Source organism: Duganella sp. OV510, from assembly GCF_900100205.1.
GTDB lineage: Bacteria > Pseudomonadota > Gammaproteobacteria > Burkholderiales > Burkholderiaceae_D > Rugamonas.
In genome coordinates this window covers 299,701-314,156 of the sequence record NZ_FNEQ01000001.1, presented here as the reverse complement: position 1 = coordinate 314,156, position 14,456 = coordinate 299,701, and the positions used below count along the sequence as shown (strand labels likewise).

Below are 14,456 nucleotides of genomic sequence, written 5' to 3'. Positions count from 1 at the left end.
TCAGACCAGCCTAAGATAGACTCATCATTACCAACAGATAAGAGTGCATGATGAGACGCAAATGGTTGCTCCTGATCGCCAGCCTCAGCTGTGGCCTGTCCGCCGCACGCGCCGCTACGGACTGTCCACCAGTCACGCGCGTCGGCCTGAGTGACCTAGGCTACACCTCTTATCGGGAAAACGGCCGCATCGCTGGCATAGCTATCGAGGTCGCCAATGAGATGGCGCGCCGCACCGGCTGCAAGTTCGAGTTTCACTGGTATCCGCGCCAGCGGCTGTTCCTGGAGCTGGAGGCGGGCCGCATCGACATGACCATGGGCTCGATGCGCACGCCGGAACGCGATGTCTACGCCCGCTATCTGCCGTACGCCTATCTGCAATACGACCTGGTGTTGGCACAAACGGATGGCAAACAGTACGCCAGCCTCGCTGACTACGTTGCGCGCGGTGATGGCCGCCTCAATGTCACGCGCGGTGTGGTATATGACGCCGCCATCGAAACCCAGCTGGCCACGCTGGCGTCGCACGGCCGCCTGGAGGTGGTGAACGATTTTGAGACGGTGTTCGGCAAGCTGGAAATGGGGCGCGCGGCCGGCACGCTGGCCACGCCGCCGATCTACGGCAAATATCTCAAGCACAGCAAGCTGCACGTGACGATCGTGCCGCTGCCGGAATCGGCGCCGCGTTTTACTGGCATTTACCTGTCGAAGCAGAGCGTATCGCCGGCGGTGCACCAGCGTTACGCGGCAGCGTTGAAGGCGATGACGTCGGAGCAAAGCGTGCGCACTATCTACACGCACTACTTTGACGACGCCACCGTCAAGCGCACCTTCCGCAATGGCCAGGCGCCGCTGATGACGGCCTTGTCGGCCGCCGATTGATGACGCTTACTTGCCGTTGACGTCGACGCTGCCAGCGTCCAGCTTGACCTTGACGCTGGCAGCTGGCTGCGCACCAGCTGAATCGGCCAGCGTGACAACATACTCGCCGGCGGCGATCTTCCAGGTCTTGCTGGCGCTGTCGTAGACGCCCAGCAGGCGTGGATCGACCCTCACCGTGGCCTTGCCGCTGGCACCGGCTTTCAGGTCCAGCTTGTCCCAGCCCCCCAGGCGCTTCGGCGCTTCCCAGCCACCGGCGGCTGGCGACACGTACACCTGGCCCACCGACTTGCCATCGCGCTTGCCGGTGTTCTTGATGCTGAACGTGACTTCGATGCCGTTGCCTGCGGCTTTGGCGCTCAGGTTCTCGTAAGCGAAAGTGCTGTACGACAGGCCGTAGCCGAACGGGAACAGTGGTTTCATGCCTTTCAGGTCAAACCACTTATAGCCAACCGCCGCGCCCTCGATGTTGTAGTTGGTGGTGACTTTTTCGAGGATGTTCTCATCCTTGGTTTTGCCGTCGCCATCGAGCTTCGGACGTGGCAGCTGATCCACCGACGCCGGGAAGGTCGCCGGCAGGCGGCCGGACGGATTGACATCGCCATTCAGCACGCGTGCGATCGCCGCGCCGCCGTTGGTGCCGGGATACCAGGCCTCCAGCACCGCGCCGACATTGTTCAGCCATGGCATGACGACCGGGTTACCGGTTTGCAGCACCACCACGGTTTTCGGATTGGCTTTGGCCACGGCCGCGATCAGCTCGTCCTGCTTGTGCGGCAGCGACAGGTCGTCGGCGTCGAAGCTCTCGGCCATCCACTGGTTAGCGAAGATGATGACGACATCGCTGCCTGCCGCCAGCTTGGCGGCAGCGGCGAGATCCTTGCCGTCGTTGTAGGTCAGCTTGGCCTTGGTCAGCTTGGCCAGTTCGCCCATTGGCGACGAGCGGTGGAAGACGATAGGGCCAGGGAAGTGCGTCGGGCCTTCATTCGGCACCGGCGACAGGCCTTTGGGATACACTTGCGCCGAACCGCCGCCCGACAGCACGCCCTTGTCGGCATGGCCGCCGATGACAGCGATACTGCGCACATTGGCCGCCAGCGGCAGCAGGGCGTTATCGTTCTTCAGAAGGACGATGGCTTCCTCTGCGTCCGCCTGGCTGATCTTGCCGTGGGCGACGAAGTCGATGCCGGCATCGTTAGAGGCCGGCTTGGACACCGGATGCTCAACCAGGCCATGCGCGAACATGGTGCGGGTGATGCGCTTGACCATGTCATCCAGGCGCGCTTGCGGCACATGGCGGTTGACCACTGCTTCCTTCAGCGGGCCGTTGAAGTAGTCGGATTTATCGAAGGGATAGCCGGACTGCTGGTCCAGGCCGCGCAGCGCCGCCGGGATGGTCGAGTGGGTCGCGCCCCAGTCGGACATCACATAGCCGGTGTACTTCCAGTCTTTCTTCAGCACTTCGTTCAGCAGGTATTCGTGTTCGCAGGCGTAGTCGCCGTTGACGCGGTTGTACGCGCACATCACCGAGCCCGGATTGCCGCGTTCGATGGCAAACTGCAGTGCCAGCAGGTCCGACATGCGGCCGTTTTTGTCGTCGATGATGACGTTGACGTGATTACGGTTGGTTTCCTGGTCGTTGAAGGCGTAGTGCTTGACGGTGGAAATGATGTGGTTCGACTGGATGCCGCGTATCTGCTCGCCGACCATGACGCCTGCCAGCAGCGGGTCTTCGCCGCCGTATTCGAAGTTGCGGCCATTGCGCGGCTCGCGTTGCAGGTTGACGCCGCCGGCCAGCTGCACGTTGAAGCCGGAGGCGCGCGCCTCGGCGCCGATCATGGCGCCACCGGCGTAAGCCAGCTTGGTGTTCCAGGTGGCGGCGGTGGCGATACCGGCCGGCAGGGAAGTGCGCTCGTAGGGTTTCTTCGACACAGCCTGGGTGGCCACGCCGACACCAGCGTCGGTCTGCCATTGCGGCGGCAGACCGAGGCGGGCGATGCCAGGCACGTAGCCGGCGGAATCCGGACGGCCTTCTTTGGGCTGCTCGTGCTTCTTCGGCGTGAATTCGGTCGAGAAGTAGGCAAACACGGTCTGGATTTTTTCATCCAGCGTCATCGCTTTCACCAGCTGGTCGGCGCGCACGTCGGGCGACTGCTTGGGGTCCAGCCAGGGTTGGTTTGCGTCTGCGGCGTGTGCGGCGCCGCTGTGGGTAAACGACAGCATGAGGGGATAAGCCAGTGCCAGAGACAGCCAGAGACGCTTCTTCATACGATTACCGTGTCCTTATAGTTTTAAGTTGATCTTCAGCGCGGAATCAACACCTTCAGCGCATATGCTCCGCCTGCAACGATACCGGTGAAAACGTTTTCAGTCAAACGGTTCTCCCCATCCCAGACCTGGACTTCGCTGACGTCCGCCCGTTGTATGGAAACGTCGAAGGTGGCGTGACGGAACTTGCGCACCACCTTGATGCCGTCCCAGTGCGAAGGCAGCTGCGGCTTGATGCTCAAGCCATCGCTGCTGCCCTTCAGGCCACACAGGCCCTCGACAAAGCACATGTACACCCACGACACGGTGCCGGTGTTGAACAGCTGGCTGGAACGGCCAGCGGTGCGCGGGAATTCGCGCCAGGCGCCGCGATAGTAGTTGGGGATGAACACCGGCAGCTGGCCGCGTTGCAGGTAGTCCTCCTCGCTCGGGCCAGGCAGCATGCGGCGCAGCAGATCGTAGGCGCGGTCGCCTTCGTTGGCGGTGTACAGGCTGTAGATGTAGAACACGGCGGCGTGGTTGTACACCGCGCCGTTCTCCGCCGAACCCGGATGCTTCTGCGTCACGCGGCCGACATCATCGCGCATGGCGCTGTAAGGCGGTGCGAACATCTGCACGCCGTATGGCGTCACCAGGTGCTCGTCGACCTGCGCCAGCATCGAGGCGCGCTGGCCGGCGTTGGCGGCGCCGCCGAGGATGGCCCAGGCCTGCGGATTCAGCCAGATGCGGCCTTCCTTGTCCTTGCGGATGCCGAAGGTGACATTGTCATCGGTGATGCCACGCGCGAACCAGTCGCCATCCCACAGGTGTTCGTTGGCGGCGCGGTTGACGGTGCGCGCGCCGGCGCGGAAATGCCTGGCGCTTTCCGCCAGCGAGGTGCTGGAAGCGGTGGTCTCGCAAATCTCGGCCCACAGGTTCAGCGCATAGGCGGTGGCCACGGTCAGCCAGCCGGATACGCCACGGCCCTTGTAGCCGACCATGTTCATCGGATCGCACCAGTCGCCCTGGGCGATGTAGCTGAGGCCACGCTGATCGCGCGCCTGCAGCAGCCAGTCCATGGCACTGCTCACGCGCTCGGAGACGGTGAGGGCGATGCCGCTTTCCTTGCCGATGACATCTTCGTTGAGGATGTCATAGTCGCCGGTTTCATCGAGGTAGACCTTGAGCGCCACGGGCAGCCAGACGCAATGGTCGGTGTGCGGCACCTGGTTGATGTACTTGAGCTCCGCGCCTTCCGCCAGCAGGATACCGTCCGGCATGGCGCCACTGGCTTCCTGTTGCGACAACGCGTGCAGGAAGGCGGCGCGCATCACGGCGGGCTTGATGAAGCTCATGCCCATGTTGTCCTGCAGGTAGTTGCGGGTTTGCGGGTCGGTGCTCAGACGATTGACGTCGCCGTGGTAGAACACCTGGCGCGGCAGCCAGTTGTTGACGAAGTTGTCCAGGTCCGCGTCCGGCGTTTGGATGTGCAGGCAGCCATGGCCGCCTGCGATATAGGCTGCATATTCGTCTGCCGTGGTCTTGAAGGCTTGCGCGTTCAGGTACTTGGCGCGCACCGCCTGGATCTCGGCATCGTCGAATGCAGGGCCGAACAGGAAGCGGTAGTCGCGCGCTTCACCGGCTGCCAGCGACAAACGGTACTGCACCACGGCGGTAGGCGTTTCATAGCGTGCATCACTGCCGCCCAGCGTTTCGGCGTCGATGGCGGCCGGGCGGTTCAGCGAGCCTTCGCCCTCGAATGCCGACTGGCGCACTTCCCAGGCGTCCGGCGCCTGTTCGCACAGGAAGTAGGTCTTGTCCTTGAAGTTCTTCTGCTTGAAGTAGTCGGCCACCTTCTGGTACGGCGTGACGCTGCTGGCGACCACGCCGCCCAGGTCCGCGCGGTATTCGCCGGACTGGTTCATCCACGACATGTAACCGATCGGGAAGTATGGGTAGACGCTGATCTTGCGTGCGCGGCCCGAGATATTCGTCACGCGCAGCGACCACAGCTCCACCACCTCCGCCACCGGCACGCCCAGCGTCAGCTCGATGCGGATGCCAAGATGTTCGATGGTCCATTCCAGATTGCTTTTGCCGACCGAGAAATTGAAGCTGTCAACCTTGGCGCGCACCGGCTCATACGGTGCGGAGAACAGTTCGCCGGTTTCTTCATCCTTGATGTAGAAGAAGCGGCCCGGATGATGCGCGTAGTAGTTCTGCTCCGGCTGCATGAAGGTCTTGGCCTCCAGGTTGGGCGCATAGGCGTACTTGGCCGGCTCCGGCTGCATGTATTGCGCGGTGGCGTAGCCGCGGCAGGTGATCTGTATCATCATCTTCTGATTCCACAGGAAGCCCGCCGCCTGCGGCATCGCCGTGGCGCTGGTCAGTTCGTAGCGGTCACCGTTGTGGGTGGGGCGTAGCATAGGAATCTCCATCAGGACTTGCGCGCTTCCAGATCTTTTTGAATCTGCAGCAGCTTGTTGTTATCGAGGTTGTACATGAACATGACGGCCACCGCGAGCAGCGCGAAGAAGGCCGGGATGAAGGACATCAGCCAGACGATGCCGGCTTGCGAGCCTTCGGTTTGCGCGGCGTTGGCGACATAGCCAAGACGCGTGAAGATGGCGCCGATCACCGCGACCGCAACGGCGGTGCCGAGCTTTTGCGAGAAGGTGGCGGCGGCAAAGGTCATCGCCGTGGCGCGGCGGCCAGTGCGCCATTCGTTGTAGTCGGCGGTGTCGGCATACATCGAGAAGGCCAGCGGCGACTTGGGGCCGAGCACCAGGCCCATGGCGATCTGCAGCGCGAACATCAGCCAGATCTGGTCCTTGGGCACGAAGAAGAAGGCTGACGACAGCACGGCGGTGATGGTCATCAGTATCATCATCAGCTTTTTCTTGTCGATGAAGCGTGTCATCAGCGGCGTCAGCGACGCGCCAGCGGCGGCGGCCATCATATAAGCCGGCACAAAGCCCGCCATCAGGTCCGGGCGCTCCACCACGTACTTGAAGTAGTAGGCCGCGCTGCTGGTGCGCAGCGTGATGGTGATCATGATGATTAACGCCAGGAAGAACAGCGCCACCCATGGACGATTCTGCGACAGGTCGCGCACGTCCTGCCATACATTGGATTGCTGCTCGGCCGACGGTGTGACGCGCTCGCGCGTGTTAAGGAAGGTCAGTACAAACAGCAGCGAGGCAAACACACTCCACACCAGCATGGTCAGTTGCCAACCCAGCTTGTCGTTGCCGCCGCCAAGCCAGTGCACCAGCGATGGCGTGGCCGCCGTCACCAGCGTGCCGCCGGCAAAGGCAAAGATGAAGCGCAGGCCGTTGACGGTCGAGCGTTCCTGCGAATCGGCCGACAGCACGCCGGACAGGGCGTTGTAAGGAATGTTGATGCAGGTGTAGCAGACCATCATCGCCAGATACGTGCCGTAAGCCCAGACGATTTTGCCGCCTTCCGACAGGTCCGGCGTGGTGTAGGTGAGGAAGGCGGCGCAGGCCAGCGGCAAGGGCACCCATATCAGGTATGGGCGGAACTTGCCCCAGCGGGTGCGGGTGCGGTCGGCGGCCGCGCCGATCATTGGATCGGTGAAGGCGTTGATGATTTTGATCGTGAACATCATGGACGCGGCGGCGGCGGCGGAAATGCCGAACACGTCGGTGTAAAAAATCAGCAGGAAGGTGGCGACATTGGTCCAATAGAAATTGAAGCCCATGTCGGCAATGCCGTAGCTGATTTTTTCCCGCCAGCTCAATTGTTTGTTCACGGTCATCTTCATTACGCTTGTAAAAACAGGCAGCGTAACACTGCCTGAACGGAACAGCAGCTAGTTCCGGGGAGAGCCAGATTTGATAGCGGTAACTATCATGTTCTTAAAATCTGCTGCACCAGCGCTGCCGGTGCCTGGGCGATGTCCAGCACGATGCCGGCTTCGTCGTCCTGCAGCGGTTCCAGCGTGGCCAGCTGGCTGTCGAGCAGGGTGGGGGGCATGTAGTGATCCTTGCGCGCGGCCATGCGTTCGGCGATCAGCTCGCGCGGGCCGGCCAGATGGGCGAAGCGCAATTCTGGATCGGCGCTGCGCAGCAGGTCGCGGTAGCGGCGCTTCAGCGATGAACAGGACAGTACCAGGCCACTTTGCTTCAGGCGCGCGTCGCGGATTTCCTGGTGCAGCGCCATCAGCCAGTCGGCGCGGTCGGCGTCGGTCAGCGGCACGCCGGCGGTCATCTTGGCGACGTTAGCGTAGGAATGGTAGGTATCGCCTTCGAGAAACGGGACTTCCAGCGCACCGGCCAGTTGCAGGCCGACAGAACTTTTACCACAGCCGCTGACGCCCATGACGACCCAGCGAGATGTTTTGCTTTTTTGCATATGAATGATAGCGCTAACAGTTTCGACGAGTTTAGACGGATTGAAAAATTTGTAAAGAACTATCGATGCTGCGGCGCAGCAGCCCGTTTTGGGTTGGATTAAGCGCTCTCGCGCGCCATCAGCGTGAAGCCGAGATCGATCTGTTTGCTGGCCGGATCTTCGCCCTTGATGACCGAGCGCAGCAGCGTTGCCGCCTCGTAGCCGATACGGTAGCGAGGCGTGCCGATGGTGGTCAGCGAAGGATTCATCCAGGCCGACGCGGGCAGGTCGTTGAAGCCGCAGATGGCCAGTTGCGTCGGCACGGCGATGCCGCGCCGCTGGCATTGGTAGATGGCGCCGTGGGCCAGGTCGTCGTTGCAGCAGAAAATGGCGTCGCAGTCCGGCGACTGCGCCAGCATGCGGCCAAGCAGCTCGGCGCCGAGGGCAATGGTGGACGGTTCGCCGACCATCACTTCCAGCTTCGGATCGGACAGGCCGGCTTCCTGCATGGCCTTGCGGTAGCCTTCGGCGCGGCGCAGCGTACGCTCGTCCAGCTGCGCGCCGATGAAGCCGATGCGCTTGTGGCCCTTGTCGAGCAGATAGCGGGTCATCGCGTGCCCGGCCTGGAATTGCGAGAAACCGACCGTCAGCTGTTCGGGATCGGTCGACATATCCATCATCGACACCACCGGCACGCGCGAGTTGGTGAGGATTTGCTGCACGCGCGGACTGTGCGACAGGCCGGACAGCAGCATGCCGTCCGGCGCCGATTGCAGATAGGTGGCGATCAGCTTTTCTTCTTCCTTGTCGGAATAGCGGGTATTGCCGATCAGGATCTGGTAATCGTCGGCATCCAGCGCGTCCTGGATGCCGGCCAGCACCTCGGTGAACACCGCGTTCGACAGCGACGGCACCAGCACCGCGATCACCTTGGATTGCGACGAAGCCAGTGCGCGGGCGGCGCGGTTCGGCACGTAGCCCAGATCGGCCACGGCTTTGTCGACCCGGTCGCGCAGCGCTTGGGACACCATGTCTGGCTGGGTGATGGCGCGCGAGGCGGTCATGGTCGCCACGCCCGCTTTTTCCGCCACCATCGCCAGGGTGATGCGTCCGCTGGCGCGGCTCTTGCCCGCTTGAGTCTTCGTCATTGATGAAACTGGAATGATATTGATAGCGATATCATACGGCAGCTAGAACAAAAGTATCAGCATCTATTTGCAATCGACCAACACTTTTTGCGTGTTTTTACGCAATTCGTCGCGCTCAACTTCGTTCATATAGCCGCGTTCACCGTTTTTGTCGAAAGTGCTGAGACGCAGGCCCTGGTCCAGTGCCAGCTGGTTTTTGCGGGCGGCGTCACAATTGGCGGTTTTGTCGACATTGCGTTGCGCTTCGTCGGCGGCAAGACGGGCTTTTTCCGCAGCCTCGCTCTGGCGCTTGATGAAATCGGCATTGCGCTCGGCAATTGTGGGCGCTGGCTTGGTGGCGACGGCGGCCGGTACTTCAGGCTCAACGGGCGCGTACGGATTGAATACCGGCTTGCTGGCGGCTTTCAATATGCGCTTTTCGGGAATGTCTGGCGGAGGCGGGCGGTCGGAGAGTTGCTTGACGCCTTTGTTGTCGATCCAGATATATTGGGCTGCCACGAGCGGCGAGGCAATCAGAAGCAGGGCGGCGATGGCGGCTCGGAGGTGCATGGTGGCGCTCCAATGACAGTTGCGTAGATTTCGCCATTATTCATGGCGGCTGTCAACTGGAGCGCCGGTGCAGATTACTGCTGTTGTTGCTTACGACGACGTGCGACCAAGCCCATCAGGCCCAGGCCGCCCAGCAGCATGCCGTAGGTTTCTGGCTCAGGTACTGCCGAAACGGTGATCTGGCCGGTGTACTTGGCCAGTTTTTCATTGACCAGGTCGCCGTTCAGGGCCAGGGTGAATGGCGATTGCGAGGTGATTTCGAACAGCGCCGAGGTGGTTTTGCTGCCGTTGACCAGCGAGAACGGTAGTTGACCGTTGATCGATGCCGAGGTCAGGTTCACGTAGTTGCCGCTAACCGACAGTTCAACCGAGTACCAGCCGGCTGCCAGACCGGTGAAGGTCAGCACGTCGGTACCGTCCGACAGCAGGCTGTCAGTGGTGGTGGCGACGCCGTCAAATTTGTAGGTCAGGTCTGGGGTGATCAGAATTTCCTGGTCGGCAGCGTGTGCGGAGAAAGCGGTAGCGGCGAGCAGAGCGGCAGCGGCGATGAGCTTCAGTTGTTTCATTGTAGAACCCCTAAATTACGTAAGTTAGTTATATCCGGCATTTCAGCGCCGGGCTGTTTGCCTGTTAGGCCGTGCAACAATAGCAATTTTTTTAAATTAGCGAGAAAACAACACCAATTCCGCGTGGCAATCTTTAACAAAAAATCCAATAAGAAACTTTTAAGATAAGAGGAGACGTTTTTTGATTGCATTTGGGCACAAAAAAAGCCCCGAAAGGCTTGATTTGGAACACGGGTCATGAGTGCTTTTGCGGGGGTTGGCTGCAGTAAGTACGACGATGCCCGCCAGTCGCAGGAAGTAGGCATAGGCTCACGACGGAGCTAGGCGTGTCTACGATGCAGTACTCGTTTCGCCTGGGTAACCATTTTCGTTAAGTTCGGCCCGTAGGTAGGGCGCGCGCAGGTGCGCGCAATGTGCATAGCAAGGCCGCGACGACGAAAGTATTTTCAATGTCATGTCCCGCTTCAAATCAGTGCGGGTGACTGCGGTATTGATTCAACTGCTGATTTGCGAGTTTTTCCACACTCTCTATCCTGAGTTCGCGAGCCGCGTGAAACTTTGATATCAGCTCCTTGAAGTGGCAGCTCTTGCCGGCATCAGACGGCTGTTCTGCTGCGTCATACTCCAATACAAATCTCGTCTCAGCCGCCGTCAGCCCCGTAAACACGGTTTTGCCATTGTCGTCCAGCGCCAGCACGCCCGCGTCGAACAGTGCAGCGCGAGTATCTTCTTCAAACTGAACCATAAGCCCTCCGAATTTGTTAGCGCAATCTTGTTAATTTTAGATCGCAACGTAGCGATTGCAAGTTGAGGAGACGGCATCGGGATTGTTCAGTTGTTTTTATGTGAGGGCGCAGCCTGATGACCAGTGAGGCGCGGAATTTCACATTCGTTCATAATGGTTAGCCCGACACTCTGGAGGTTTATATGCCGTTATATCAAGTCCGATATCGAGGTGGCAAGGAACTGACCTTCAACTCTCCCAGCATCTTGCGTGAGGAGCAGATCGTTGAACGTGTGCTGGCTGAGGAGAAGATCATTCCGGGTGCAGTAGAGAAGCGTTCGAGCCTGCAAGACACCATCACCGCCAATCACCTTGGACCGATAGCGTACACGGAAGACGAAAGCGAGCCAATCACGATTTCGTGATCCTCTTCCAATGCAGACAGCCGCCTTCTACCAAGCCGGCTACTTCTTCAGTGCGTCTATCAATTGCCGCGCTTCCGCGAGCAGGGCGCTGACACACGCATTGCCGCTTGGATAGCTGCGGCCGCCGGTACTCAGCACCTGCATGCGCGGATCTACCCAGTCATCGGGATTTTCGTCAGGGTGCAACTCGGCCTCAGCAATGGCTGCGTAGCGCGAAGGATGGCCGACCTTGCTTGCGGCATGGCTGCATCGGATCGTAATGTCCCAGCCTTTGTAGGTCTCCTGAACGGTATGGGACATGACAAATCCTTGTTTGAATTGTCAATATTATTACGCAACTCAGAGAAATTAATAATAGCTTTTTGCTATCGAATCGCGAGGTTGGACTATCAGGGTGGTTCCTGTCGTGTCCGTTCTGCGCAAGACCATGCAATCACCAGACAAAACTCCTGTATAACTCCGCTCAATTGCCGAGACGGCAGCATCTATGCCGCTTTCGGACCTTCAAAACGTGGGCGAAACGTGGGCGAAAATCAAACGGTCTTGACCGCCGTCACATTCTTCATGTGGGGGGGCGTTGGGGGGGAAGCACCCCATCTTCCTGCTTGATCCAGCGCCCGTAGACTACAGCTTCGATGTGATTCCCGTGCTTCCCCGGTGCGCGACGGATGAACGTTCAGGCGGCGCAGTCCCAAACATCGCGCGCTCGGCGCGGGCTTGTGCCTGGTCCATGGCGCGGGCATGGACTACTGCGCGATCAACTGTCCACCACATCTGTTTGAACTGCTCCGCCTTGACCAGGGCGGAGACGTTGATGTTGTGGCCAGCCAGCGTTACGGCCTCGATGCTGAGATAGAGGACGTCGTGCAGGTGGTTGCACACCAGGCAGATCAGGTCTGCGGACAATGACCGTCGAGTTTTTCCCGTGTCAGTTGTTTGGTGCGCGCCACGACTTACTGCCTCGGACGCATATCATTGTAGAGAAAATACAATGCGCAATTCTCGCGGAAACTAACATTCATCGGTGCCTGCCGCCAGTCGATCTCATTCGTGATGTGCTTAATGATGTTGCGGTATGAAATGGACCCAGGCGGCGATAAGTTGCCGAGGCGTGCAGGAACTATGGCGCCAAGGTCGCGCTGTCCCATCGCGTTGTATTTTCGTTAGGTGTGACAAAGTGAGAGAATTCGATTGGCCGAGGTTGGTAATATGACAATCAAAATTATAATTATGAAGATACAAGAGCTGCTGCAATGGGGAACATGTGTCTAGCCACACGGAGCAGCAGCGTTTGAATCCAATTAGGGAACTTTCACTTATTGAGTGAGAAATTGAGGAATCGAACATGAGAATTAATAAAAAGCTCGTCTCGCTGCTTGCCGGTTTGGCTCTGGCCAGTCCGGTATTTGCAGATACAACGATAACTAATGTCCCCTCTTGGGATGGCGGAAACGCCATTGTTGGGTGGAGCACTCGCAGCCTTACAACGTTTGGCCAAACGTTCACCACTGGTGCCTCTGATACTGTGTTGAATTCGTTTACCTTTTATTTGACAGGTTACTACCATGCCGGTTCTTCGGATGACATCTCATACAAGGCATACGTTGCTGAATGGGACGGGTCTAAAATGTCAAATGTCGTTTGGTCATCTGGCATTTCTTCGACAGGTGTTGGAAATAGTTGGGATTTTCAAAAAATCGACACGAATACAGGGAAGCTCGAACTGAAGACCAATACTCAGTACGTGGCGTTCTTTAGCACTTCCGGCTTGTACTCTCCATCTGACAGGGAAATCGTCAACACCTTTGGTCTAACTGAAGATACCATTAGCGGTGGCAGCGCCGTGATGAGTAACAACCACGGATACTTTTCCCAGTTAAGTCTCAATTCTTGGACTGTTTTGCGAGGTGATGATTTGGCGTTCAGTGCGACGTTAACCGCTGCAGTACCCGAGCCGGAGACCTACGTCATGCTGCTTGCTGGGCTGGGTCTGATCGGCGTAGCAGCACGCCGGCGCCGTGCGTAGGAACCGCGCGCGACATAGCCGCTTACGGGCGGTTTTTTTCCGCATGTCTTGTTGGGGCGAATGACCAGAATGGTTGCGGCGCCAAATTTTCCGGTAGCACCGCCGGCCGCCAGTCGATCTCATCCGTATTGATGCGGTTGATGATGTTGGTAGTGTCGAGGTGCGCGAAGCTGGCGAACACGAAGAGACCGAGCAAGGCCTACCGGCCGAAGCCGGCGGTGCTGCCGTTCGGCATGCGGCGCCAGGTGCAGATGGAAATGTCCGGCTACCAGGCGATGATCGCGCTGGCATGGACCACCTCCAGGAGCAACGCGTCTACGATCTGCTGTCGGCCGCCGACTTGGTCAAGCGCACGGCGCCGGCTGGCCACACGATTCGCGAGGCGGGTGTAATTGCATTATGGAAATTTGCGGAAATTTAATAAACTAAATCCGGTAGGTTGGCTCTTAAACTATTGCCGAGTTGGATTGCGGCTTGATATAACTCGGTGTTATTGTCTTGTAATGTCATGCCATATATTAATAGCCTCTCGCTATCGGATCGGCATTGAACTCCAAGATGCAATAGTCCACGTTGTCCTCTAATCACAATGCTGGTATCCCGCACAATTTTGAACTTTAACTCGTGAAGGGCTTGTCGACCGAGCCGCATGTGTTATCCCAGTCTTTATCCGGAGTTCCGATCTGGCTATCAGGTCTGGACCTCAAAACATTGCTCGTGAGAACATGAGTTAAAAAATTGAGGCGTTCGCCGCTTTCTTGATGAATCTGCATATCCAAGTTAAATGTTTCACCTCGTTGCTTCTTTAGCGTAGTTAATTCATCATCAGCTTTTTGCAAGGCGTCCAATCTAGATTTCAGCACAGGAACTTGATTAGTTATTTCAAAAAAACCTCGGGCCGCACCTACACCTGTCAGGAAAACGGTTATGAGCAATATCGCGATGTGCTCACGGGCGACATCGTGCAATGATTTCCTCGGTGAGCGATTGTTTGGTCTAGGCGGCACGATAAAGTCTTAGAAAGACATGTCTTGAGTTTCCATAATTCATGCGATATTGTCAATGAAAATATTGCTAGTTCATCCCGTTCTCGATCCGCGACGTTGGGATGATTTCGAGACTTCTTTTCCAAATCAGGAGACTGTGTTAACGTCCAGTATCACCTCTTGGAGTACACCGCATGGGCTTTGCTGACCGATACCTTCATTCCGTCAATTCAACTGACCATCGCGACGACGAGCACCACCACGCCACCGTGCGCGGCGGCGCCGGCATTGGCGCGCTAATGTCGCGCGTGACGTACGCCCGGTACGCAGCACAAGCTGTTTGAGTCGGGCAGCGCGAGCTTAGTCAGCCTGCTGCGGATCTGGGCCCAACGCGTGATCGAGAAGGGACGCGAGCGCAAGTGGGGCAAGATCGGCAATGCGTAGGACGGTCAGGCGGCGGAAGCGCAACGTGGGCGAAAAACAGGACAATCCGAAACAAAACCAGAAAAAACCGATGTAGATATTTTGGCTTCTTCGCTATGTAGGGCATG

At 58.5% G+C, this 14,456-nt stretch carries 15 protein-coding genes; 4 read left to right on the top strand and 11 right to left on the bottom strand.

The annotated features are described in order from the left end of the window. Positions 1-47: 47 nt before the first annotated feature. Positions 48-881 carry a substrate-binding periplasmic protein gene (locus tag BLS51_RS01520; RefSeq protein ID WP_090179436.1) on the top strand — a complete coding sequence of 278 codons (834 nt, stop codon included), beginning with the start codon at positions 48-50 and terminating at the stop codon, positions 879-881. A gap of 6 nt (positions 882-887) precedes the next feature. On the opposite strand, the gene BLS51_RS01515 is transcribed toward BLS51_RS01520, so the two are convergent. The 8 genes from BLS51_RS01515 to BLS51_RS01480 form a co-directional block, all read right to left on the bottom strand. Further along, positions 888-3,146: a beta-glucosidase gene (locus tag BLS51_RS01515; protein ID WP_090179441.1), complete on the bottom strand. Its 2,259-nt coding sequence runs from the start codon at positions 3,144-3,146 to the stop codon at positions 888-890. Between the two features lie 35 nt (positions 3,147-3,181). Beyond that, complete coding sequence (locus BLS51_RS01510) at positions 3,182-5,551, bottom strand: GH36-type glycosyl hydrolase domain-containing protein (protein ID WP_090179446.1); 2,370 nt, start codon at positions 5,549-5,551, stop codon at positions 3,182-3,184. An 11-nt stretch (positions 5,552-5,562) separates the two neighbouring features. After that, complete coding sequence (locus tag BLS51_RS01505) at positions 5,563-6,906, bottom strand: MFS transporter (RefSeq protein ID WP_229207428.1); 1,344 nt, start codon at positions 6,904-6,906, stop codon at positions 5,563-5,565. Positions 6,907-6,998: 92 nt separating this feature from the next. Beyond that, positions 6,999-7,502, bottom strand: a complete 504-nt coding sequence (locus BLS51_RS01500) for a gluconokinase (protein ID WP_229207429.1) — start codon at positions 7,500-7,502, stop codon at positions 6,999-7,001. Positions 7,503-7,600: 98 nt separating this feature from the next. Beyond that, a complete protein-coding gene (locus BLS51_RS01495) occupies positions 7,601-8,629 on the bottom strand; it encodes an HTH-type transcriptional regulator GntR (RefSeq protein ID WP_090179456.1) in 1,029 nt (342 codons plus the stop codon). Positions 8,630-8,692: 63 nt separating this feature from the next. Continuing rightward, positions 8,693-9,178: a DUF4124 domain-containing protein gene (locus BLS51_RS01490; protein ID WP_090179460.1), complete on the bottom strand. Its 486-nt coding sequence runs from the start codon at positions 9,176-9,178 to the stop codon at positions 8,693-8,695. Between the two features lie 74 nt (positions 9,179-9,252). After that, on the bottom strand, positions 9,253-9,744 hold the full coding sequence (locus BLS51_RS01485) for an FxDxF family PEP-CTERM protein (protein WP_090179466.1): 492 nt from the start codon (positions 9,742-9,744) through the stop codon (positions 9,253-9,255). A gap of 469 nt (positions 9,745-10,213) precedes the next feature. Next, positions 10,214-10,489: a hypothetical protein gene (locus tag BLS51_RS01480; RefSeq protein ID WP_090179470.1), complete on the bottom strand. Its 276-nt coding sequence runs from the start codon at positions 10,487-10,489 to the stop codon at positions 10,214-10,216. A 182-nt stretch (positions 10,490-10,671) separates the two neighbouring features. Here BLS51_RS01480 and BLS51_RS01475 point away from each other — a divergent pair, with 182 nt between their 5' ends. After that, positions 10,672-10,893: a hypothetical protein gene (locus BLS51_RS01475; RefSeq protein ID WP_090179475.1), complete on the top strand. Its 222-nt coding sequence runs from the start codon at positions 10,672-10,674 to the stop codon at positions 10,891-10,893. 39 nt (positions 10,894-10,932) lie between these two features. On the opposite strand, the gene BLS51_RS01470 is transcribed toward BLS51_RS01475, so the two are convergent. Further along, the gene (locus BLS51_RS01470; protein ID WP_090179478.1) at positions 10,933-11,193 is read right to left on the bottom strand and encodes a hypothetical protein; all 261 of its coding nucleotides are present in this window, start codon (positions 11,191-11,193) and stop codon (positions 10,933-10,935) included. Between the two features lie 324 nt (positions 11,194-11,517). After that, positions 11,518-11,799 (bottom strand): hypothetical protein, encoded by a 282-nt coding sequence (locus BLS51_RS01465; RefSeq protein ID WP_090179481.1) that lies wholly within the window; start codon positions 11,797-11,799, stop codon positions 11,518-11,520. A gap of 439 nt (positions 11,800-12,238) precedes the next feature. Between BLS51_RS01465 and BLS51_RS30090 the strand changes: the two genes are divergently transcribed. Both BLS51_RS30090 and BLS51_RS30415 read left to right on the top strand, forming a co-directional pair. Next, positions 12,239-12,919: a PEP-CTERM sorting domain-containing protein gene (locus BLS51_RS30090; protein ID WP_090179486.1), complete on the top strand. Its 681-nt coding sequence runs from the start codon at positions 12,239-12,241 to the stop codon at positions 12,917-12,919. 289 nt (positions 12,920-13,208) lie between these two features. Continuing rightward, complete coding sequence (locus BLS51_RS30415) at positions 13,209-13,340, top strand: hypothetical protein (RefSeq protein WP_255369050.1); 132 nt, start codon at positions 13,209-13,211, stop codon at positions 13,338-13,340. A 196-nt stretch (positions 13,341-13,536) separates the two neighbouring features. On the opposite strand, the gene BLS51_RS29160 is transcribed toward BLS51_RS30415, so the two are convergent. Then, positions 13,537-13,887: a hypothetical protein gene (locus BLS51_RS29160; protein WP_139168632.1), complete on the bottom strand. Its 351-nt coding sequence runs from the start codon at positions 13,885-13,887 to the stop codon at positions 13,537-13,539. Between the last annotated feature and the right edge of the window lie 569 nt (positions 13,888-14,456).